Origin of the sequence: Pseudomonas sp. 10S4, from assembly GCF_034344865.1 — a bacterium.
Taxonomy (GTDB): domain Bacteria; phylum Pseudomonadota; class Gammaproteobacteria; order Pseudomonadales; family Pseudomonadaceae; genus Aquipseudomonas.
The window spans coordinates 5,650,508-5,671,674 of record NZ_CP133774.1 but is presented as its reverse complement, the minus strand read 5'-3'; the positions used below and the strand labels follow the sequence as shown (position 1 = coordinate 5,671,674).

The following is a 21,167-nucleotide window of genomic DNA, read 5'->3' as shown; positions in this document are numbered from 1 at the left end:
AAGAGCCATTGAGAAAGGGGCACGCAATAACTCAGCGGGCGGATAGTATTCCAGATACTTTTTCGCGTAACTGGTCAATGGAGAACGGTTTGCCAATGACAAACATGTCCGCTGGCACATCGATGCTTTCGGCATAACCGCTGGCAAACAGGATTGGCAGCTCGGGGCGCAGCATTCGCGCTTGGGTGGCCAGCTCGCGACCATCCATCACCGGCAAGCCGACATCCGTCATCATCAGGTCAATGTACTGGTCTTCGTCATTGAGAAACTCCAGGGCCTTTTCGCTGCCATCCGCTTCAAGCACCTTGAATTCCAGTTCCTCCAACACATCGACGATCAGCATGCGAACGATGGCATCGTCTTCGACGACAAGAATGATGGACGCGTTGGAGGACATAGTAGGGCTCTCAATGGTGGAGTGGTGGGTCGGCGGCCGATCAAAAACGCCGGTCTCTTGCTTGAGTAATTGTCGGACCCCGACAAGTTCCCGACCCGATACAAAAAACAATAGCGGTACAAGAACCGGCGAGGATAACGCGCGGCATTGATCAAGAGCAGTTAATTGCAGGAATTTGCCATCAAACCTGTCAGAAAATTAGATCAGCGCGGCCGTTTTGGGGCAAACTCCTTGGTTTTCAACAGTTCGACAAGGCATTCCCCATGACCTCTGCGCCTTCGGTTGATGAGCAACGATTCCGTAAACTCTTGAGCCGCAACGTCAGCTTGCCGCTGGGTGTGGGCGTGATCAGTGCAGTTTTCTTTGTGGCGTTGATCACTTATCTGTTATCCGTCATTCAGTGGGTCGAGCACACTGACCGGGTGATCAATAACGCCAATGAAGCGGTGAAGCTGACCGTTGATCTGGAAACCGGGATGCGCGGCTTCCTGCTCAGCGGCGACGAGCACTTTCTGGACCCCTACGAAACGGCCAAGCCGAGAATCGCGGTGGCCCTCAATACCTTGCTCGAACTGACGGCTGATAACCCGGTCCAGACCGATCGTTTGCACAGGCTCCAGGCCTTGCAAACCGATTGGGCCACCTACGCGCAATCGATGATCGATCTGCAGCGAGCCAGTGGCGATTACCGCGGTGCGGTGAAGGCCGGGCGCGGCAAGCGCCTGACCGATGAAATCCGCAAACAGTTTGAAGACGTGATCGACATGGAGCAGCAGTTGCGCACCACGCGCAACGAAGACGTGCGCCGCACCACGATCTGGAGCATCACCCTGTACCTGCTGTTCGTGGCCGGTATCAGTGGGTTGCTGGCGTATGTCGGCCGGCGTGACTTGCTCAATCTTTCCGAGAGCTACGGTGCCAACCTCGCAGCGCAACAAGCCAGTGCCGGGCGTCTGGAGCAGCAAGCCTGGCTGCGCAATGGCCAGACCGAACTGGCCGAGCAGGTGTTGGGGCAACTGAGCCTCAACCTGTTGGGTCGCAATATCCTGAAGTTCTGCGCGCAGTACCTGGGCACCGCCGTGGCGGCCATTTACGTGCGTGAAGACCATGGCGGCCTTAAACGCGTGGCGTCTTACGGCTTGTCCCGCGAGCAGGAAGAGCAGGGTCAGTCGATCTACGACGGCGAAGGCATTGTCGGTCAAGCGGTGCAACAGGCACGTATGATTCGCCTGGATGGCGTGCCTGACGATTACTTCAAAATCAGCTCTGGCTTGGGCCAAGGTTTGCCGCACAGTGTGCTGGTGGTGCCGACCAGCGACGATGACCAGATCAATGGTGCGATCGAACTCGGCTTCCTGCGCCCGTTGAACGACCGTGACATCGAACTGCTCGAGCTGATTGCCGGCAACATCGGCACCTCGATCGAAGCCGCGCGCTATCGCCAGCGTTTGCAGGAAGTACTCGCCGAAACCCAGCAGCTCAACGAAGAGCTCCAGGTTCAGCAGGAAGAACTCAAGTCCGCCAACGAGGAGCTGGAAGAGCAGTCGAGGATTCTCAAGGAATCCCAGGCGCACCTGGAAACCCAGCAGGTGGAACTGGAGCAGACCAACGAACAGCTCGCCGAGCAGGCGCAGATCCTGGCCGATCAACGCGACGCCATGGATGAGAAGAACACCGAGCTCAATCAAGCCCAGACTCAACTGGAAGATCGAGCCGAAGAATTGCAGCGCTCCAGCAAGTACAAGTCCGAATTTCTCGCCAACATGTCCCACGAACTGCGCACGCCGTTGAACAGTTCGTTGATCCTGGCCAAGTTGCTGGCGGAAAACCCTCAGGAAAACCTCAGTGCCGAACAGGTCAAGTTCGCCGAGTCGATCTATTCGGCCGGCAATGATCTGCTCAACCTGATCAACGACATTCTCGATATTTCCAAAGTTGAAGCCGGCAAGCTGGAAATACGCCCGGAAAACACCAGCGTCACGCGTCTGGTGGATGGCTTGCGCGCAATGTTCGAGCCGATGGCCACGGACAAGAAGCTGGATTTCCAGATTGAGTTGCAGGCTGGTGCGCCGATGATGATCTTCACCGACCGCCAGCGTCTGGAACAAGTGATCAAGAACCTGCTGTCCAACGCGGTAAAGTTCACCGAAAAAGGCAACGTCAGCCTGACTGTTTCCAGTCAGGCTGGCGAAGGTATCGCCTTCATCGTTCGCGATTCCGGGATCGGTATTGCGGCGGAGCAGCAGGAAAGCATTTTCGAAGCCTTCCGCCAGGCTGATGGCACCACCAATCGCCGTTATGGCGGCACGGGGTTGGGCCTGTCGATTTCCCGGGACCTGGCGAATTTGCTGGGCGGCTCGATCAGTGTCAGCAGTGAGCGGGGGCAGGGCAGTGCGTTCACCCTGGTGTTGCCGCTGCAATACGTCGAGCCGGGTGATGAGCCGGTCGAACCGATGCGGGTCACTCCGGTTGCTTATTCGTCGAGCGCCCCGGTTGCCGCGCTGGTGCCGCTGATTGCCGACGTTGACATCCCGCGTTTCGATGATGACCGCGCCAACGCGCCGTTTGCTACGCGCTGCATTCTGGTGGTGGAAGATGAGGAGAATTTTGCACACATCCTCTATGACCTGGCCCACGAACTGGGCTATCAGTGCTTGGTTGCCCATGGCGCTGACGAAGGCTATGACCTGGCCAAAGCGTTCATCCCCGACGCCATTCTGCTGGACATGCGCCTGCCGGATCATTCCGGGCTGACCGTGTTGCAGCGCCTGAAGGAGCACGCCGAAACCCGGCACATTCCGGTTCATGTGATCTCGGTCGAAGACCGGGTCGAAGCTGCGATGCACATGGGCGCCATCGGTTATGCCGTCAAACCGACCACTCGCGAAGAGCTCAAGGACGTGTTTGCCCGCCTGGAAGCCAAGCTGACCCAGAAGGTCAAACGGGTGCTGTTGGTGGAAGATGATGATTTGCAGCGTGACAGCATTGCCCGTCTGATCGGCGACGAAGACATCGAGATCACCGCCGTCGGCTTCGCCCAGGAAGCGCTGGACCTGCTGCGCACGACGATTTTCGATTGCATGATCATCGACCTGAAACTGCCGGACATGCTCGGCAACGATCTGCTCAAGCGTATGTCTACCGAAGACATCTGCTCGTTCCCGCCGGTAATCGTCTATACCGGGCGCAACCTGACCCGGGACGAAGAGGCCGACCTGCGCAAGTATTCGCGTTCGATCATCATTAAGGGTGCCCGATCGCCAGAGCGTCTGCTGGATGAAGTGACGCTCTTTTTGCACAAAGTCGAATCCCGGTTGTCCCACGAGCGGCAGAAGATGCTCAAGACCGCCCGCAGTCGCGACAAGGTCTTCGAGGGGCGCAAGGTGCTGCTGGTGGACGACGATGTGCGCAACATCTTCGCCCTGACCAGTGCGCTGGAGCAAAAGGGTGCAGTCGTAGTGATCGGTCGAAATGGTCGTGAGGCGATTGAAAGATTGAATGAAGTCGAGGACATCGACCTGGTGCTGATGGATGTGATGATGCCGGAAATGGACGGTTTCGAGGCCACGACCTTGATCCGCCAGGACCCGCGCTGGCGCAAGCTGCCGATCATCGCGGTGACGGCCAAGGCCATGAAGGACGATCAGGAGCGCTGCCTGGCGGCAGGTTCCAACGATTACCTGGCCAAGCCTATCGACCTGGATCGCCTGTTCTCGTTGATTCGCGTGTGGTTACCGAAGATGGAACGCATTTAGGAACGCCTCTAGTGGAAAGCTTTTAGTGGAAAAGAATACCGAAATCGAATTGCGGCTGCTGATCGAGGCGATCTACCTCAAGTACAGCTATGACTTTCGCGACTATTCCGGCGCGTCGATCAAACGCCGGGTTGCACATGCGCTGAGTCAGTTCGAGTGCACCACCATCTCGGCGCTGCAGGAAAAAGTCCTGCACGATCCGACCGCGTTCATGCAGTTGCTGCAATTGCTGACGATCCCGGTCAGTGAGATGTTCCGTGATCCTTCGCACTTTCTGGCAATCCGCAAGGAAGTGGTGCCGCTGCTCAAGACCTATCCCTCGATCAAGATCTGGATTGCCGGGTGCAGCACCGGTGAAGAGGTTTATTCGATGGCGATCCTGCTGCGCGAAGAAGGTTTGCTCGACCGCACGATCATCTATGCCACCGACATCAACCCTCGCTCCCTGGACAAAGCCAAACAGGGAATTTTCTCCATGGAGAACGTCCGCGCCTACACTGCTAATTACCAGCAGGCCGGTGGCCAGCGCTCATTCGCCGATTACTACACGGCTGCTTACGGCTATGCGATTTTCGACAAGAGCCTGTGTGAGAACGTGACCTTTGCCGATCACAGCCTGGCGACGGACAGTGTCTTTTCAGAAACTCAATTAGTTTCATGTCGCAATGTATTGATTTATTTCAATAAAAAGCTTCAGGATCGTGCCTTTGGATTGTTCCACGAGTCGCTGTGTCATCGTGGTTTTCTGGTGTTGGGCAGCAAGGAAACTCCGGATTTTTCGGCATTCGGCAAGCAGTTCGAGCCATTGGTCAAACACGAACGGATTTACCGTAAATCATGAACAGTGCAGCCGGTTTGCCTACCGTAGAGGCTATCGTGATCGGCGCCTCAGCCGGCGGAGTAGAGGCGTTGCTGAATATCCTCAGCCCTCTGCGCGAAGGTTTTGCGCTGCCGATCGTCGTGGTGCTGCATTTGCCTGACGGACGCCGCAGTCAGCTGGTCGAAGTATTTGCCCGGCGAGTTTCGATGCCAGTGGTGGAGGCCGGTGACAAGACCTTGGTCGACCCCGGAACGCTCTATTTTGCAGCGCCCGGCTATCACCTCTCGGTGGAGCAGGACCGCAGTTTCTCGTTGAGCCTGGAGGACCGCGTGCACTATTCGCGGCCGGCCATCGATTACTTGTTCGAATCTGCCGCCGACGCCTACGGGCCCGCGCTGGCCGCCGTGTTGTTGACCGGTGCCAACCGCGATGGCGCCAGCGGCCTGGCTCAGGTCAAACACCGCGGTGGCCTGACGGTGGTGCAAGATCCGCACGAAGCCCAAGTTGCAACCATGCCCAAGGCTGCGCTGGATTTGCATCAACCCGACCACATTCTTACTGTCCGCGGCATCGGCCGTCTGCTTGTCGAGCTGGAACGAATAGCATGCTGAGTAATATTCAAGCCAAACTGCTGATCGTCGATGATCTGCCGGAGAACCTGTTGGCCCTCGAAGCGTTGATCAGGCGCGAAGATCGCACGGTCTACAAGGCGCAGTCGGCGGACGAAGCGTTGTCGCTGTTGCTGCAGCACGAATTCGCCATGGCCATTCTCGACGTGCAGATGCCGGGTATGAACGGCTTTGAACTGGCCGAGCTGATGCGCGGCACGGAAAAGACCAAAAACATTCCAATCGTGTTCGTCAGTGCCGCCGGTCGTGAGCTGAACTACGCGTTCAAAGGCTATGAAAGCGGCGCCGTGGACTTCCTGCACAAGCCGCTGGATATCCACGCGGTCAAGAGCAAGGTCAATGTCTTCGTCGACTTGTATCGCCAGAGCAAAGCGATGAAGCAACAGGTCGAAGCCCTGGAGCAGAGCCGCCGCGAACAGGAAGCGCTGCTCAAGAAATTGCAGAACACCCAAAACGAACTGGAACAAGCGGTGCGCATGCGCGATGACTTCATGTCGATCGTCGCCCACGAAGTGCGCACACCGCTCAATGGCCTGATCCTCGAAACCCAGTTGCGCAAGATGCACCTGGCCCGGGACAACGCCGCAGCGTTTACCCTGGACAAGATGCACGCCATGGTTGATCGCGATGAGCGGCAGATCAAAAGTCTGATCCGGCTGATTGAAGACATGCTGGACGTGTCACGTATTCGCACCGGCAAGCTGTCGATCCGACCGAGTCGCTTCGACCTGAAGAAGCTGGTGGGCGATCTGCTGCAAAACTTTGCGCCGCAATTCGATGCCGCCGAGTCAGCGGTGACGTTTACAGCTGATGAGTCGGTGGAAGGTCGGTGGGATGAGTTCCGTATCGAGCAGGTGATCTCCAACTTGCTGACCAACGCCTTGCGTTATGGTGGCAAAGGCCCGATTGGCGTGCGGGTGTACAGTCACGAAGGTCAGGCCCGGGTCGAGGTCCAGGATCGAGGTATCGGCATCAGTGAAGAGAACCAGAAGCGTATTTTTCAACAGTTCGAACGGGTTTCAGCCAAGACCGTTGTAGCAGGGCTTGGGCTTGGGCTATTTATTTCCGAGCAAATCGTTGCCGCCCATGGCGGATCCATCGTCGTCGAGAGCAAAATCAACGAAGGCGCCTTATTTCGCGTTTGTCTGCCGCTGTAGGAAAACAGCCAGATAGACGCAACCTCTGAACGACCCCACGGTCGTATCAGCAGCTATTGACCGAACAAAGGCTTCCCATGAGTGAAGATGCGCAAGATGTAGTACTCATTGTCGAGGATGACCCCTCGATTTTGATGGTGTTGTCTGCCTACCTGTCGGGTGAGGGTTACCGCGTACTGCAGGCTGAAAACGGCGAGCAAGCGTTCGAAATCCTCTCGAGCAAACCGCACCTGGACATGATGATTACCGATTTCCGACTGCCTGGCGGGATTTCCGGCGTGCAGATCGCCGAGCCAGCGGTGAAGTTGCGTCCGGAGCTCAAAGTGATTTTTATCAGCGGTTATCCGCAGGAAATCCGTGAGACCGACAGCCCGATCACCCGCAAGGCGCCAATTCTGGGCAAGCCTTTCGATCTGGATGTGCTGCAGGAACTCATGCAGGAAATGCTCTCTTAAGCGCTTTTGATCTTCGTAGGAGCTGCCGAAGGCTGCGATCTTTTGATCTTGCTGTTCAAAAACAAGATCAAAAGATCGCAGCCTTCGACAGCTCCTACGCGAATGTTGTGCTTTAGATCCGGATCATTTCCCGTACCTTCGCCGTTAATAAATCGAAGGTGAACGGCTTGGTAATCATCTGCATGCCCGGGTCGAGGAAGCCACTGCGCACGGCGGCATGCTCGGCGTACCCGGTAATGAACAGCACCTTGAGACCCGGCCGGTACTGACGGCCGATTTCTGCCAATTGTCGGCCGTTCATTCCCGGCAGGCCGACGTCGCTGATCAATAGATCGATTCGCTGGGCGGAGTCCAGAATCGGCACCGCACTGTTGGCATCCCCGGCCTCGACAAACGCATAACCCAACTCGCTCAGCACCGCGCTGACCAATACCCGAACCGCCGGATCGTCTTCGACAATCAGCACGGTCTCACCGTCCTGAGCGAAAGGCGCTTGCTCGATGTCGACGAGGGGATCCTGCGCCAGGTTGCCTAGGTAGCGGGGCAGGTAAAGGTTAACGGTGGTGCCGTTGTCGACTTCGCTCTGGATAGTGACGTGGCCACGGGACTGTTTGCTGAAGCCATAAATCATCGACAATCCGAGGCCGGTGCCCTGGCCGATGGGTTTGGTCGTGAAAAACGGATCAAACGCGCGATTGATGGTGCTTTGCGGCATGCCACAGCCTGTGTCGGTAACGCTCAGCACCACGTAATCCCCGGGCTGAAGGTTGCCGTGGGATTCAGTGAAGCCCGTATCCAGATGTTGATTGAAGGTCTTCACCACCAATTGGCCGCCGCCGGGCATCGCATCGCGGGCATTGAGTACCAGGTTGAGCAGGGCGCTTTCCAGTTGGTTGGGATCGGCTTCGGCCACCCACAGCTGTTCGCTCAGTTGCATGTCCAGGTGAATGCTTTCATTGATGCTGCGTTGCAGCAGCTCGCCCATTGACGTCACCAGGGTGTTCATCACCACCGGTTTTGAATCCAGGGATTGGCGCCTGGAAAACGCCAGCAAACGGTGAGTCAGGCCGGCCGCGCGATTGGCTGAGGTCACACCCAGATCGATCAGGCTGTCCAGGTCTTCGGTGCGTCCACGGGCCAAGCGTCGGCGCAGCAACTCCAGGCTGCCGATGATGCCGGTCAGCATATTGTTGAAGTCGTGGGCAATGCCGCCGGTCAACTGGCCGACGGCTTCCATTTTCTGCGACTGACGCAGGGCTTCTTCGTTGTGCCGTAACTGTGCGGTGCGTTCCTCGACTTGTTGCTCGAGGGTTTCAAGGGTGGTTTGCAGCCGCAGTTCGCTTTGGCTCAAATCGATCAGCCGGTCCCTGGCTTCGTACTGTCGTCGTCGCCCGCGCAGCGCAGTGGTGACCAGGCTGATCAGGGTCACTGGGTGGAAAGGGCGTTCGAGAAAGGTCACGTTACCCAACTGCGGTCCAAGTCGCGAAGCGGGTTCTGCTTGGGCCCGCCGTGGTGGGTTAACAACACGATCGGCAAATCCGACCATGCCGGTTGTTGCTCGATCAACCGCAGCAGGGGGCCAGATCAGCGCCCAGTAACGCTTCGCAAGAGATCAGCAGCAGGCCAGCGCCGTATTCCAGCTCGCTGCACAACTGCGCCAGGTCACGGCTGATGACACCGGCATAGCCGGCTTCATTGAGCATCATCAGCGCAATCTGGCTGTCGCGACCCAGCGGCGCGAGAATGATCGCGCGCTCGGATGTCGCCGCCAGGGCCGTCACTGGTTATCTTCCTCAAGCAGTGGCTTGCTTGCGCCCAAATAGGTCGGTACACCACGCAACACACCTTGGAACGCGTCCAACGGTTCGCCGATGGTCATGCCGTTGCCGCTGATGCGGTACTCGCGAATGGTCGATTCGTGGCTGCCGGTACGCTTCTTGATGATCGAGATCGCCCGGCGCACCTTGCCCAGGGCTTCGAAGTAGCGCAACAGAATGACCGTGTCGGCCAAATAGGTGATATCGACCGGCGCCTGCATGTCTCCAACCAAGCCGTGTTGGGCGACAGTCATGAACGTCGCGGCGCCTCGGCGATTGAGGTACAGCAGCAATTCGTGCATGTGCAGCACCAGGGCGTTTTCTTCTGGCATCGCGGCTTGATAGCCGTTAATGCTGTCGATCACCACGGTTTTGATCTCGCGCTCATCGACGCAACGACGCACCCGATAGGAAAACTCTCCGGGAGACAATTCGGCGGCGTCCACTTGCTCGATCAGCAGATTGCCAGTGGCTTGCAAGGCCTTGAGGTCGATGCCCATGTTTTTCATGCGCTCCAACAGCAGACCCAGCTCTTCGTCGAAGATAAACAGCGCGGCTTTTTCGCCGCGGGCGACAGCCGCTGCGGCGAAGATCATCGAGATCAGCGATTTGCCGGTGCCGGCGGGGCCGAGGATCAGCGTGCTGGAGCCTGTTTCGATGCCGCCGCCAAGCAGTGTGTCCATCTCCTTGATGCCGCTGGTCAATTGCTGGCGAATATAGCCACCACGGTGTTCGGCTGCCACAAGGCGTGGAAACACATGGACGCCGTCGCCCATGATGGTGAAGTCGTGAAAACCGCCACGGTACTTCTGACCACGGTATTTCACCACGCGAATACGACGGCGTTCGGCGCCGTAGTTGGGCGTCAGTTCTTCCAGGCGAATCACCCCGTGCGCCACGCTGTGCACGGTTTTATCGAGAGACTCGGTGGTCAGGTCATCGAGCAGCAACACGGTGGCGTCATAGCGCACGAAGTAGTGCTTGATGGCCAGGATCTGCCGGCGATAGCGCAGTGAGCTCTGGGCCAGTAGGCGAATTTCGGAGAGGCTGTCGAGGACCACACGGGTCGGCTTGATCCGCTCAACCACTTCGAAAATTTGTTTGGTGGCTTCGCCCAACTCCAGGTCTGAGGAATACAGCAAGCTCTGCTGGTGCTCGGCATTGAGTAGGCTTTCCGGTGGTGTCAGCTCAAAGATATGGATGTTCTCATCCAGTTCCCAGGCATGGGATCGCGCGCCTTGGCGCAGTTCACGTTCGGTTTCTGACAGGGTGATGTACAACGAGCGCTCGCCGGCACGGGCACCGGCAAGGAGAAAATGCAGCGCGACGGTGGTTTTGCCCGTTCCGGGTTCACCCTCAAGCAAAAACACGTGGCCGCGGGACAATCCACCGGCGAGGATGTCATCCAGGCCTTCTATACCGGTGGCGGCTTTTGCACTGAACAACTCGTTAGATGTAGACAAAAAATGCCCTCTCATGACCAGGGGAAGCGAGGCAGCAGGCCTGAAGTGCCTGAATTGACTGCCTGATTCTCTTGACCCTTGGCCGAGACGACGGTTCAACCTTTTGTATTCGACTGTTGTTTTTGCGTAAAAAATCAAAAGATCGCAGCCTTCGGCAGCTCCTACGGAGGCAGGATTCGACCGCTATACCTGATAAGACGCGATGGATGTAGGAGCCTGCGATCTTTTGACTTTATCGAGGCTTCGTAAAATCAAAGGCCCTGTTGCAATACTGGGTCATCCGGATTCATTTGCTCAAGCTGAGCAAGAAGGATCTGCACGTTCTGCAACTGCCCGCTTTCCTTCCAGTAATTGATCAACAACACCCGGGCCTTGCGGTCCGCAGGATGGCGCTGGACGATTTCCTGTAACTGTTTCTGCGCCGCTTCCTGTTCTTCCTCACCGTGCAGTGTGGTGGCCAGGTCGTAGCGGTAATCCTTGTTGTCCGGCTCCAGTTCAACCGCTTTGGAAAGGCCGAGCAGGGCGAATTCACTTTGCCCGTGGTGCAGCAACCAGAGCCCGAGGGCATGTTGCAGGTAAGCGGAATCCGGCTGGGTCTGCAGTTGTTTGGCCAACAACTGCCGGGCGCCATCGCTCTGGCCTTGTTTGTCCAGCACTTCGATTTGCATGACCAGTGCCGGCAGGTTTCCGGGCTCAAGTTGCAAGGTGCGCTCCAGCGCCTGTTGCGCCTCTTTCAATTCGGCGTTGTGCAGGTGCAGGCGTGCCAGTTGGTAATGTGTGTCGGCGCTTTCAGGTTCGCTCTTGAGGGTCAGTTCCCAAACATCGATGGCCTGCTGCAGCGGCCCGAAATACAGTCCCAGGTCATCCGGCGACAGACCCAGCAGCGCATTGACGGCGGCCAAGCGTACGCTTTGATCGCTGTCATCGAGCATTGGCCCCAGCAACAGGCTGCGTTGCCCGGTGGGGACCAGGCCGACAATGCTTTTGATCGCCGCGACGCGGACATCCACCGAGATGTTATGCATGTCGGCATCGGCCAGTTTCAAGGCTTGGGGGCTTGGGTAATTCGGCAATTCTGCAAGCAGCCCGAGGCGCTGTTTGACTGACAAATCAGGGCGACCCAATTGCTGATAAAGAACCCGCGCCGCCCCCGGTTGCCCGGCGCGTGTCTTGGTCAGTGCGTCGCTGTAGCCATGCTTGATCGCCTCCGGCACCACGGGCGTGGTACTGCGCATGAAAAACCAGGCGAGAGCTATGGCAAGCAGGATGCAGAGACTGATAAGCAGGTAGCGGCGGGACTGAGGCATGCAGGAATCCGGGGGCTGGCGAGCTTTTGCAAAGTCGTCAGCTTCGGTCAGGCAAGGCTTTGAGTCAAACCCTGGCTCAGTTCAAAACGTACTCGATGGGTTCGAGGGCCGGCGGCAAATCGGTTTGCCCCAACGCCGCCAGCACTTCGCGCTCCAGGGTGCGCAAAATCGCATTGCACGGCAAATCGTTCTCGTCGAAGCCGAACGGGTCTTCCAGATCGTCGCCGATTTCGTCGAGACCAAAAAAGGTGTAACTGACAATGGCGGTGAACACTGGCGTCAGCCAGCCCAGCGGTTCGGCCATGGCAAACGGCAACAGGATGCAAAACAGGTAAATGGTGCGGTGCAGCAACAGCGTGTAAGGGAAGGGCAGTGGTGTGCTTTTGATTCGCTCACAACTGGCCTGGACCTGGCTCAGGCTGACCAGCCGAGTCTCCAGTTGGGTGTAGCGCCACTCGCTGATTCGCCCGAGCTCGGCGAGTTCCGAACAGCGGGCGCCGATGCGTTGCAACAGCGCGTCGGGAATGTTCGGGTGCTTCTGGTCAATAGGGTCGTGGACCCACGGCGCGATGGCGTGGGGTTCACTTTCAAGACGCAGGCGAGCGATCAGGCCATGGGCGAAGCCACAGAGTTCGCGCAATAGCAGCTCGCGTTCGTCCGCGTCCATCAACCCTTGGGTCTGGCGTATCAGCGAGCGCACCTCAATGATCATTTGCCCCAGTTGCTTGCGACCTTCCCACCAACGGTCATAGCAGGCGTTGTTGCGAAAACTCATGAAGATCGACAGCGACAACCCCAGCAGCGTAAACGGCGTGGCGTTGACCTTGGAAAAGGATTCCGGATGCCAGGTCTCGATCAGCACAATCACCGACGCAAGTAGCGTCACCAAAAGGCTGCGCAAGGCAATGCGCTTGGCAATCGAGCCTTTGAGGGAAAACAGGATGCCGATCAGGTTCGGCTTGGGACGCACGATCATGGGTAAGGCTTTATTAAGAGACGCTTTCGCAGCGCTTAAAGCCTAGGGGGCGGGCGCGTTTCTGTCCAATCGCTATGGCTGACGGAGCCATCGAGCGTATCTATCGGAAACGTCTGACTCATCATTGAAATTGCCTACAACACGCGTCGACTCTGAAACCTGTCGAGCCGCTGAAGCAGTGACTACGCTTGCTTTAGATGACTCAATGAGCACGCCCATGCAACCGTTGCTTCAATATTTCAAGATGCTGCTCAACCCAGGCTTTGGGGCGCTGCTGTTTGCCCTGAGAACCATCGTTGCCGGATTGTTGACCTTGTATCTGGCGTTCCTGTTTGACCTCGATCAGCCCAAGTGGTCGATCATGGCGGTGGTCATCGTCAGCCAGCCACTGGGCGGCATGGCCCTGGCCCGCAGTTTTGGCCAGGTCATCGGCACTACCGCAGGGGCCGTGGTCGCGGTGCTGATCATGGCGATTTTCCCCCAGGCGCCGCTGGCCTTCATCATCACCCTGGCGTTGTGGCTGGCGCTGTGTACCGCTGGCGGCACTCTGCTGCGTTACACCAGTTCCCAGGCTTTTGTGCTCAGCGGTTACACGGCGGTGGTCGTCGCGTTGTTGGCGGTGCCGGATCAGGACGGCACGTTCCTGCTGGCCGTCACGCGGGTGACCGAGACGCTGCTGGCGGTCGCCTGCGTGTGCGTGGTCAGCCTGCTGACTGCGCGACCGGAGACAGTGGCTCGCAATTATTTCGCCAAGGTCGATCAGGTGATCAAGCTGCTCGCAACTCACGCCGCCGCCGTCATTCGTACCGAAGAAAGCGAGGCCGACTTCCATCGTCGGCAGATGCAGCTACTAGGCGAGATCAGTGCGCTGGAAGGGCTGCGCCGACATTTGTACTTCGACGCGCCGCGGCTGCGCAGTGCCAATGGCCTGGTGCAGTTGCTGGGCAATCAACTGGTGCTACTGACCTCTCGGCTGACCGCTTTGCGTCACCAACGAGAGTTGTTGAGCGAGCGCTGGCAAGGCGCGTTGCCGCTAGACATACAGGCTTTACGCGCCGAAGAATTGGCCTTTCTCGATGAACTGGCCCGACAGGGGCGATCGTTATCGACTCAAGCACGCCAGCATTTCGTGGCGCTGCAACAACGCTTTGATAACCAGGCTTATAAAGCCGAACAAATGACCGAGACCATGACTGCCACCTTGCGCTCGCTGGTCTGGGCGTTGCGTTGGGAGCAAGCGCGGCTGCTGCAACAACTGGAGCAGATTCTGGAGCTGAGCGATGCGATACAGGACGGGCGCGAAGCGAGCTGCGTCTTTCGCGGGCAGGAAAACCCGTTGCATCTGGACTTCACATTGGCGGCAATGAACGCCATTCGCGCATTTACTGCCTTATTGGTGGCCGGCCTGATCTGGATCGAAACCGGGTGGGACGGCGCACGCGGCGGGATGGTGCTGGTGGGCATTCTCTGTTCGCTGATGGCGACGTTTCCACGACCACTGCTGGCGGCCCAGAGTTATGCGCGGGGCCTGGGCCTGGCGCTGCTGGCTTCGGCGCTCTATCTATTTATGCTGTTGCCGATGATCAGTAACTTCGAACTGCTGGCCTTGTTGCTGGTGCCGTTGCTGTATGCCGTCGCGGTAGGGCTGACCACTCCGGCGACCACCGGGACGGCCATTGGTCTTGGGCTGTCCACTTTTCTGCTGTTGGGGCCGCAAAACATCGGGGTCGGTCAGAACAGTGCGATCCAGTGGTTCGAGTTTTCCGGCGCTTACATCTGCGCCACCGCGCTGGCATTAAGTGTCTACGCCTTGATCTTCCCGTTCAGACCGGTTTTTCGGATGCGCCGGTTGTTCAATGAGAACTGCGAGCAGGTCTATGCCTTGCTTAAGGTGGCTGCCACCGATGAACAGCAATTCGCCTTTGAAAGTCGCATGGTCGATCGCCTGACCATGATGCTCGGGCTGCTACCGGCGATTAATGATCGGCGTACCGGCGACTTGTTCGAAGTCAGCCTCGGCTGCATGGCGCTGGGCGTGGCGTTGAACCAGCTCAGGCAACAAGGACAGAGCAACACCTTACTGACGACCGAGCAACAAAACCGTTTATTGGCGGCAGTCCGTGAGACCGGAAGATTGATCGCCAGGCGTCCCGGGGTTGACCTTGAACGGCTACTCGCCAACTTGCGTGTCCTGGGCGACGAAATGGATGACCTGCATGTAGTCGTCCATGAGCACCTGTGGTCAGTGTTCCGCATGCGTGTTGCGTTGTTGATCGTGGTGTCGTTTGTGCAGCGATACCGGGATTACTTTCAATCTGCAGGCGCAGAAGGAGTGCCGGCCCTTGCCCATTGATTTGGAAATTGGCGGCGTCTATCTGCCGCCAATCGCCCAGGCCTTGCTGTTGGCCTTACCGATTTTTCTGCTGCTGGACTGGATCCTCAGGCGCATGGGCGTGCTGCGTTTTGTCTGGCATGAAGCACTGTTCGAAGGGGCGTTGTATGCCTGCGTTTGCGCCACGCTGATTTTGGTCATGGGAGCCTGATGCCTTGAAGAAGATCCTTGCCCGACTCGCGACCGTCGCGGTGGTGTTGCTGGCCTTCATCCTTGGTTGGTTTGCCTGGGAGCATTACACCCGTGCGCCCTGGACCCGGGATGCCCGGGTGCGTGCCGATGTGGTGACCCTGTCCGCTGATGTCACGGGGCGAATTGTCAGCTTGGGCGTGCAGGACAACCAGCATGTGCAGAAAGGGCAACTGCTGCTGGAAATCGATCCGGCGCGTTATAGCCTGGCGGTGGAGCGGGCCAAGCGGTCGGTGGAAGTGGCGAAAGCGGCCCTCGGCCAGTCTCAGGCATCAATTGTCTCCAGTGAAGCGCTGCTCAAACAGCGTCAGAGCGAGGAGCAGCGGCGCCGAACGCTGAAACAGCGTTTCGCGATCTCAGGCGAAGAATGGGAAAAATCCAGCACTGAAGTGGCGGTGGCCCAGGCTGAGTTGCTGCGCAACCAAGCCAACCTTGGGTTGGCCCAAGCCAATGTGCAATTGGCAATCGCGGCGCTGAGTCAGGCCGAACTGGATTTGCAGCGCACCCGGGTCGAAGCACCCGTTAGCGGCTATGTCACCAACCTGCTGACCCGTCAGGGCGACTATGCCTCGGCTGGTAGCGCGTTGCTGGCGCTGGTGGACAGCGACTCGTTTTATGTCAGCGGGTACTTCGAAGAAACCAAACTGCCGCGTATCGAGGAGGGTGACCGGGTCAGGATCGAGTTGATGAGCGGTGAAACATTTGGTGGCACGGTGCAAAGCATTGCCTTTGCGATTGCCGATCGCGAGAACGCTCCCGGCAGTCGCCTGCTAGCCAGCATTAACCCCAGCTACACCTGGGTCAAACTGGCGCAACGGGTGCCGGTCCGAATCCGGATCGACGCCGACTACGCCGCTAAAAACAGCTTGCGCGCCGGAACAACCGCCACAGTCACCGTCATGGAAACCCACAAGTCTGAAGATCACCGCTAACTCCCTGTGGGCGCGGGCTTGTGTGGCGAGGGGGCTTACCCCCGTTGGGTCGCGGAGCGGCCCCAAAACCCGTAACGCTGATGTGTCAGGCATACCGAGTGAAAGGGTTTTACGACTGCTTCGCAGCCGAACGGGGGCAAGCCCCTCGCCACACAAGCCTGCCCCCCACAAGGAATAGGCGTTGCATTTGAAGCAGGCAAAAAAAGCCCCGCGACCGAATGAGACGCGGGGCGAAGAAATTGGTTGGTTACTGCCAACCAAAGGAGCTCTTTAAAAACTTACTTGCTGGCGACCGTCTCCGGTGCCCAGCCACCGCCAAGGGCTTTGTAGATCGCGACGATGCCGCGATACAGATCTACTTCGGCCTGGGCCTGGGTATCTTCGGCCGCCAGACGCTCACGCTGAGCATCGAGCAGGACGAGGAAGTCCACGGTGCCTTCGCGGTAGCGAATCTCTGCCAGGTCAGCAGCGGCGCGGCTGGATTCGCTCTGACGAATCAGCGAAATCAGGCGTTGCTGACGTTTACCGTAATCACTGAATGCGTTTTCCGACTCTTCCAGGGCCAGCAGCACTTGTTGCTCGTAGGTCGCCAAAGCGCCTTCAGCATCGGCGTTGGCACCGCGCAAACGGGCCCGAACGCTGCCCAGGTCAAACGCCGCCCAGGTGATGCTTGGGCCCAATGCCCAGGCGTTGGCCGCCGAGGAACCGATCTGTGAACCACGCCCGGCGGTAAAGCCGAGGAAGCCGCTGAGGCTGACCCGTGGAAACAAATCGGCCTTGGCCACGCCGATACGGGCGGTGGCGGAAGCCAGTTTGCGTTCGGCACTGAGGATGTCCGGGCGACGTTGCAGCAGTTCACCCGGATCACCAATCGGCAGGGCCTTGGCGATGGCAGGCAAATCCTTGGGGCTCAGGTCGACGGTCAGCTTGTCCGGACGTTCACCCAACAGGGTGGCGATGCGGTTTTTCTGCCGAACCTGTTCGGCCTGCAGTTGCGGTACGCTGGCTTCGACGGAAGCCAGGCGCGCATCGGCGCGGACCACATCGAGCTGATCGCCAACGCCGGCATCACGCAGGCTGACGGTGATCTTGCTCGATTCCTGCTGGTTCTTCAGGTTGGCCAGGGCGATCTTTTCGCGCAATTGCGCACCGCGCAGTTGACCGTAGGCGTCCACCAGTTCGGCAATCATGGTGACTTGCAGTTGGTACAGATCGGCTTCCGCCGCTTGCTGCTCGGCGTTGGCCGATTCCAGGTTGCGCTGGATACGGCCGAACAGGTCGATCTCCCACGCCATGTCCAGGCCCAGGTCATAGCGTTCGCTATTGACCCGCTGGTTGGTCTGGCCAGGGATTTGTCCCTTTGCCAAGTCACTGCTGGCGCGGCTGGTGACGGTTGGCATGGCGTCATTGCTGACGTCATCTCGAATCGCCCGGGCGGCTTTCCAGCGAGCGAAAGCGACCCGCAAATCACGGTTGCCGTCCAGCGATTGCGTCACCAACTGGTTGAGGGTCGGGTCTTCAAACTGTTGCCACCAGATGCCTTCGAAACGCGAGCGGTCGAAGTTCTTCTGACCGCTGGCGCCATCGGTGGCGGTCGTGATGTTGGCCGCCTCCGTGGCAGGGGTTTTATAGTCCGGGCCGACGGCACAGGCGCTCAGGGCCAGTACCAGCAAGCTCGGCAGGAAGGCTTTCAGGCTCATTGTTGCGACTCCAGTTTCAGGGCCTTGGCCGCTTTGCGCGCTTCACCGCGCTCCACAAAGTTACGAATCAACACGTAGAACACTGGCGTCAGCAACAGACCGAAGAAGGTCACCCCAAGCATCCCGGAGAACACCGCCACACCCATGGCATGACGCATCTCGGCACCGGCACCGCTGGAGAAAACCAGTGGCACAACACCCATGATGAACGCGAAGGAGGTCATCAGGATCGGCCGCAGACGCAGACGGCAAGCTTCGAGCACCGCCGCCAGAGGGCCGAGGCCTTCCTGTTGTTTATCCTTGGCAAACTCGACGATCAGAATCGCGTTCTTACAGGCAAGCCCCACCAGTACGATCAAGCCGATCTGGGTGAAGATGTTGTTGTCGCCGCCCGAAGCAATGACACCCGTGATGGCAGACAGCAGGGTCATCGGTACGATCAGGATCACCGCCAGTGGCAAGCTCCAGCTTTCGTATTGAGCCGCGAGCACCAGGAACGCCAGCAGTACGCAGAGCGGGAACACGAACAGCGCGGTGTTGCCGGACAGAATCTGCTGGTAGGTCAGGTCGGTCCATTCGTAGGTCATGCCGTTCGGAAGTTCATCCTTGAGCAGTTTCTCGATGGCCGCTTGAGCCTGGCCGGAGCTGTAGCCTGGGGCTGCCGCACCGTTGATTTCAGCGGTGATGAAGCCGTTGTAGTGCATCACGCGGTCCGGGCCCGAGGTGTCGCTGACCTTGATGAAAGTCGCCAGCGGGATCATTTCGCCTTTGTTGTTGCGTACTTTCAGCTGACCGATCTGGTCTGGCTCGAGGCGGAACTGTTGCTCAGCCTGAACGTTGACCTGGTAGGTACGACCGAAGCGGTTGAAGTCGTTGGCATACAGCGAACCCAGGTAGATCTGCAGGGTGTCGAAGATGTCGCTGACGGCAACACCGTGGGTCTTGGCTTTTTCACGGTCGATAGCGGCATCGACCTGCGGCACGTTCACGGTGTAGCTGGTGAACAGGGCGGCCAGTTCCGGCACGTTGTGGCTTTTGGTAATGATGTTCATGGTTTCTTTGTACAGCTCGTCGTAGCCCAGGTTGCCCCGGTCTTCGATCTGCAGACGGAAACCACCGATGGTGCCCAGGCCTTGTACCGGCGGGGGCGGGAAGATCGCCATGTAGGCTTCTTCGATCCCGGCGAACTTGCCGTTCAATGCACCGGCAATCGCACCGGCGGACATGCTCGGGTCTTTACGCTCGTCGAACGGTTTGAGGGTCACGAACACGATGCCGGCGTTCGGGCTGTTGGTGAAGCCGTTGATCGACAGGCCCGGGAAGGCCACCGCACTTTCCACGCCAGGCTGTTTCAGTGCCAGGTCGGACATGCGTTTGATTACGTCTTCGGTACGGTCCAGGCTCGAGGCATCCGGCAGCTGCGCGAAGGCCACCAGGTACTGCTTGTCCTGACCAGGTACGAAACCGGTCGGGGTGTTGGCGAAACCAAAGAACGTCAGCACCATCAAGCCAGCGTACAAGAGCAGGGCGATCCCGCTGCTGCGGATAACCCGGCCTACAGTGCCGACGTAACCATGGCTAGCCTTCACAAAGAAGCGGTTGAACGGGCGGAACAACCAGCCACCGAAGATCTTGTCGAGCACCTTGGAGAAGCGGTCTTTCGGTGCGTCGTGGCCCTTGAGCAATACCGCAGCCAGTGCTGGCGACAGGGTCAGCGAGTTGAAGGCCGAGATCACGGTCGAAATCGCGATGGTCAGGGCGAACTGTTTATAGAACTGCCCAGTCAACCCGGAGATAAATGCCGCCGGGATAAACACCGCACACAGCACCAGCGCTGTCGCGATGATCGGGCCGGTCACTTCACGCATGGCGCGCTTTGTGGCTTCGACCGGGGTCAGTCCCAGTTCTATGTTTCGCTCGACGTTCTCCACCACCACGATGGCGTCGTCCACCACGATACCGATGGCCAACACCAATCCGAACAATGACAGGGCGTTCAGCGAGAAGCCGAACAAGTGCATCACCGCAAACGTACCGATCAGCGAAACCGGCACCGCCACCAACGGAATGATCGAGGCGCGCCAGGTTTGCAGGAACAGGATCACTACCAACACAACGAGGATCAGTGCTTCGAAGAGGGTGTGAACCACCGCCTCGATGGAACCGCGCACGAAGATCGTCGGGTCATAGACGATGCTGAAGTCCATGCCTTCCGGGAAGCTCTTCTTCAGTTCGGCCATCTTGTCGCGAACTTCGTTGGAGATCTGGATTGCGTTGGAGCCTGGACGCTGGAAGATCGGGATCGCCACTGCCGGCTGATTGTTCAGCAGGGAGCGCAGGGCGTATTGGCTGGAACCAAGTTCAACGCGGGCGATGTCTTTGAGGCGAGTGATTTCACCGTTATCGCCTGCGCGAATGATGATGTTCTCGAACTCTTCCTCAGAGACCAGACGCCCCTGAGTGTTAACCGACAGCTGGAAGCTGGTGGCATTTGGCGCAGGAGGTGCGCCCAGAGCACCGGCAGCGACCTGACGGTTCTGCTCACGAATGGCGTTGACCACATCGGTGGCGGTCAGGTTACGCGAAGCGGTTTTGTTTGGATCGAGCCATACCCGCAGGGAGTAATCGCCCATGCCGAACAGCTGCACATCACCAACACCACCCAGACGCGCCAGCTCATCCTTGATGTTGAGCAAGGCGTAGTTGGACAGGTAGAGCATGTCGTAGCGTTTGTCCGGCGAGGTCAAGTGGACCACCATGGTCAGGTCCGGGGAGGCCTTGTCCACGGTGATACCAATGCGCGTCACTTCTTCGGGAAGCTTCGGCTCGGTCCGGGTTACGCGGTTCTGCACCTGTACCTGCGCGTTGTCCAGGTCAGTGCCCAGCGCGAAGGTGATGGTCAGGGTGATCTTGCCGTCAGCGGTGGACTGCGAGGACATGTACAGCATGTTCTCGACGCCCGTGATGGCTTGCTCCAGAGGAGCGGCCACGGTTTCGCCGATGACTTTAGGGTTGGCACCCGGGAAGTTGGCGCGGACCACAACGGTCGGCGGAACCACTTCCGGGTATTCGCTGATCGGCAACTGGAACAGCGAAATAGCACCGGCGATCAGGATCAGCAGCGAAAGCACCGCTGCAAAGATCGGCCGTGAAATGAAGAATTGGGAAAAATTCATCG

14 protein-coding genes and 1 pseudogene are annotated in these 21,167 nt (G+C 58.4%); 8 read left to right on the top strand and 7 right to left on the bottom strand.

The window, feature by feature from the left end; all coding sequences use genetic code 11:
* Window positions 1-31 precede the first annotated feature (31 nt).
* Window positions 32-397, bottom strand: a complete 366-nt coding sequence (locus tag RHM58_RS26565) for a response regulator (protein WP_201256989.1) — start codon at window positions 395-397, stop codon at window positions 32-34.
* 263 nt (window positions 398-660) lie between these two features.
* On the opposite strand from RHM58_RS26565, the gene RHM58_RS26560 reads away from it, so the two are divergent.
* From RHM58_RS26560 to RHM58_RS26540, 5 genes are all read left to right on the top strand, one after another.
* Entirely contained in the window at window positions 661-4,152 is a 3,492-nt protein-coding gene (locus tag RHM58_RS26560; protein ID WP_322268666.1) for a response regulator, read from the top strand.
* 25 nt (window positions 4,153-4,177) lie between these two features.
* Window positions 4,178-4,993 (top strand): CheR family methyltransferase, encoded by an 816-nt coding sequence (locus tag RHM58_RS26555; RefSeq protein ID WP_201197594.1) that lies wholly within the window; start codon window positions 4,178-4,180, stop codon window positions 4,991-4,993.
* A complete protein-coding gene (locus RHM58_RS26550) occupies window positions 4,990-5,583 on the top strand; it encodes a chemotaxis protein CheB (protein WP_201203402.1) in 594 nt (197 codons plus the stop codon). Before RHM58_RS26555 ends, RHM58_RS26550 begins: the two co-directional genes overlap by 4 nt.
* Window positions 5,577-6,758, top strand: coding sequence for a hybrid sensor histidine kinase/response regulator (locus RHM58_RS26545; RefSeq protein ID WP_201203404.1), 1,182 nt, complete (start codon window positions 5,577-5,579; stop codon window positions 6,756-6,758). The genes RHM58_RS26550 and RHM58_RS26545 overlap by 7 nt, the downstream gene beginning before the upstream one ends.
* 77 nt (window positions 6,759-6,835) lie before the next feature.
* Window positions 6,836-7,213, top strand: coding sequence for a response regulator (locus tag RHM58_RS26540; RefSeq protein WP_201203405.1), 378 nt, complete (start codon window positions 6,836-6,838; stop codon window positions 7,211-7,213).
* 112 nt (window positions 7,214-7,325) lie between these two features.
* On the opposite strand, the pseudogene RHM58_RS26535 reads toward RHM58_RS26540, so the two are convergent.
* The 4 genes and pseudogenes from RHM58_RS26535 to RHM58_RS26520 all read right to left on the bottom strand — a co-directional run bounded on the left by RHM58_RS26535 (window position 7,326) and on the right by RHM58_RS26520 (window position 12,776).
* Window positions 7,326-8,994, bottom strand: a pseudogene (locus RHM58_RS26535) (response regulator).
* A complete protein-coding gene (locus RHM58_RS26530) occupies window positions 8,991-10,493 on the bottom strand; it encodes an ATPase domain-containing protein (RefSeq protein ID WP_201203409.1) in 1,503 nt (500 codons plus the stop codon). The pseudogene RHM58_RS26535 and the gene RHM58_RS26530 overlap by 4 nt, the downstream one beginning before the upstream one ends.
* A 251-nt stretch (window positions 10,494-10,744) precedes the next feature.
* The gene (locus RHM58_RS26525; RefSeq protein WP_201255204.1) at window positions 10,745-11,800 is read right to left on the bottom strand and encodes a tetratricopeptide repeat protein; all 1,056 of its coding nucleotides are present in this window, start codon (window positions 11,798-11,800) and stop codon (window positions 10,745-10,747) included.
* A gap of 76 nt (window positions 11,801-11,876) precedes the next feature.
* Window positions 11,877-12,776, bottom strand: a complete 900-nt coding sequence (locus RHM58_RS26520; RefSeq protein WP_201255203.1) for a bestrophin family protein — start codon at window positions 12,774-12,776, stop codon at window positions 11,877-11,879.
* A gap of 205 nt (window positions 12,777-12,981) precedes the next feature.
* On the opposite strand from RHM58_RS26520, the gene RHM58_RS26515 reads away from it, so the two are divergent.
* From RHM58_RS26515 to RHM58_RS26505, 3 genes are read left to right on the top strand one after another with little or no spacing between them, the layout of a single operon-like run.
* Window positions 12,982-15,129 carry an FUSC family protein gene (locus RHM58_RS26515; protein ID WP_322268665.1) on the top strand — a complete coding sequence of 716 codons (2,148 nt, stop codon included), beginning with the start codon at window positions 12,982-12,984 and terminating at the stop codon, window positions 15,127-15,129.
* Complete coding sequence (locus RHM58_RS26510; RefSeq protein WP_109631054.1) at window positions 15,119-15,319, top strand: DUF1656 domain-containing protein; 201 nt, start codon at window positions 15,119-15,121, stop codon at window positions 15,317-15,319. The genes RHM58_RS26515 and RHM58_RS26510 overlap by 11 nt, the downstream gene beginning before the upstream one ends.
* Window positions 15,320-15,323: 4 nt before the next feature.
* Window positions 15,324-16,289, top strand: a complete 966-nt coding sequence (locus RHM58_RS26505; RefSeq protein WP_201255201.1) for an HlyD family secretion protein — start codon at window positions 15,324-15,326, stop codon at window positions 16,287-16,289.
* A 278-nt stretch (window positions 16,290-16,567) separates the two neighbouring features.
* Here RHM58_RS26505 and RHM58_RS26500 read toward each other — a convergent pair whose 3' ends face one another.
* Both RHM58_RS26500 and RHM58_RS26495 read right to left on the bottom strand, forming a co-directional pair.
* Window positions 16,568-17,989 carry an efflux transporter outer membrane subunit gene (locus RHM58_RS26500; RefSeq protein ID WP_201203431.1) on the bottom strand — a complete coding sequence of 474 codons (1,422 nt, stop codon included), beginning with the start codon at window positions 17,987-17,989 and terminating at the stop codon, window positions 16,568-16,570.
* A complete protein-coding gene (locus RHM58_RS26495; RefSeq protein WP_201203433.1) occupies window positions 17,986-21,165 on the bottom strand; it encodes an efflux RND transporter permease subunit in 3,180 nt (1,059 codons plus the stop codon). Before RHM58_RS26495 ends, RHM58_RS26500 begins: the two co-directional genes overlap by 4 nt.
* Window positions 21,166-21,167 lie beyond the last annotated feature (2 nt).

What these genes read in the sequence shown, in the direction of transcription:
- RHM58_RS26495 (WP_201203433.1), bottom strand. Translation starts at nt 21,165, where the DNA reads ATGAATTTTTCCCAATTCTTCATTTCACGGCCGATCTTTGCAGCGGTG.
- RHM58_RS26520 (WP_201255203.1), bottom strand. Translation starts at nt 12,776, where the DNA reads ATGATCGTGCGTCCCAAGCCGAACCTGATCGGCATCCTGTTTTCCCTC.
- RHM58_RS26550 (WP_201203402.1), top strand. Translation starts at nt 4,990, where the DNA reads ATGAACAGTGCAGCCGGTTTGCCTACCGTAGAGGCTATCGTGATCGGC.
- RHM58_RS26545 (WP_201203404.1), top strand. Translation starts at nt 5,577, where the DNA reads ATGCTGAGTAATATTCAAGCCAAACTGCTGATCGTCGATGATCTGCCG.
- RHM58_RS26525 (WP_201255204.1), bottom strand. Translation starts at nt 11,800, where the DNA reads ATGCCTCAGTCCCGCCGCTACCTGCTTATCAGTCTCTGCATCCTGCTT.
- RHM58_RS26540 (WP_201203405.1), top strand. Translation starts at nt 6,836, where the DNA reads ATGAGTGAAGATGCGCAAGATGTAGTACTCATTGTCGAGGATGACCCC.
- RHM58_RS26500 (WP_201203431.1), bottom strand. Translation starts at nt 17,989, where the DNA reads ATGAGCCTGAAAGCCTTCCTGCCGAGCTTGCTGGTACTGGCCCTGAGC.
- RHM58_RS26515 (WP_322268665.1), top strand. Translation starts at nt 12,982, where the DNA reads ATGAGCACGCCCATGCAACCGTTGCTTCAATATTTCAAGATGCTGCTC.
- RHM58_RS26565 (WP_201256989.1), bottom strand. Translation starts at nt 397, where the DNA reads ATGTCCTCCAACGCGTCCATCATTCTTGTCGTCGAAGACGATGCCATC.
- RHM58_RS26560 (WP_322268666.1), top strand. Translation starts at nt 661, where the DNA reads ATGACCTCTGCGCCTTCGGTTGATGAGCAACGATTCCGTAAACTCTTG.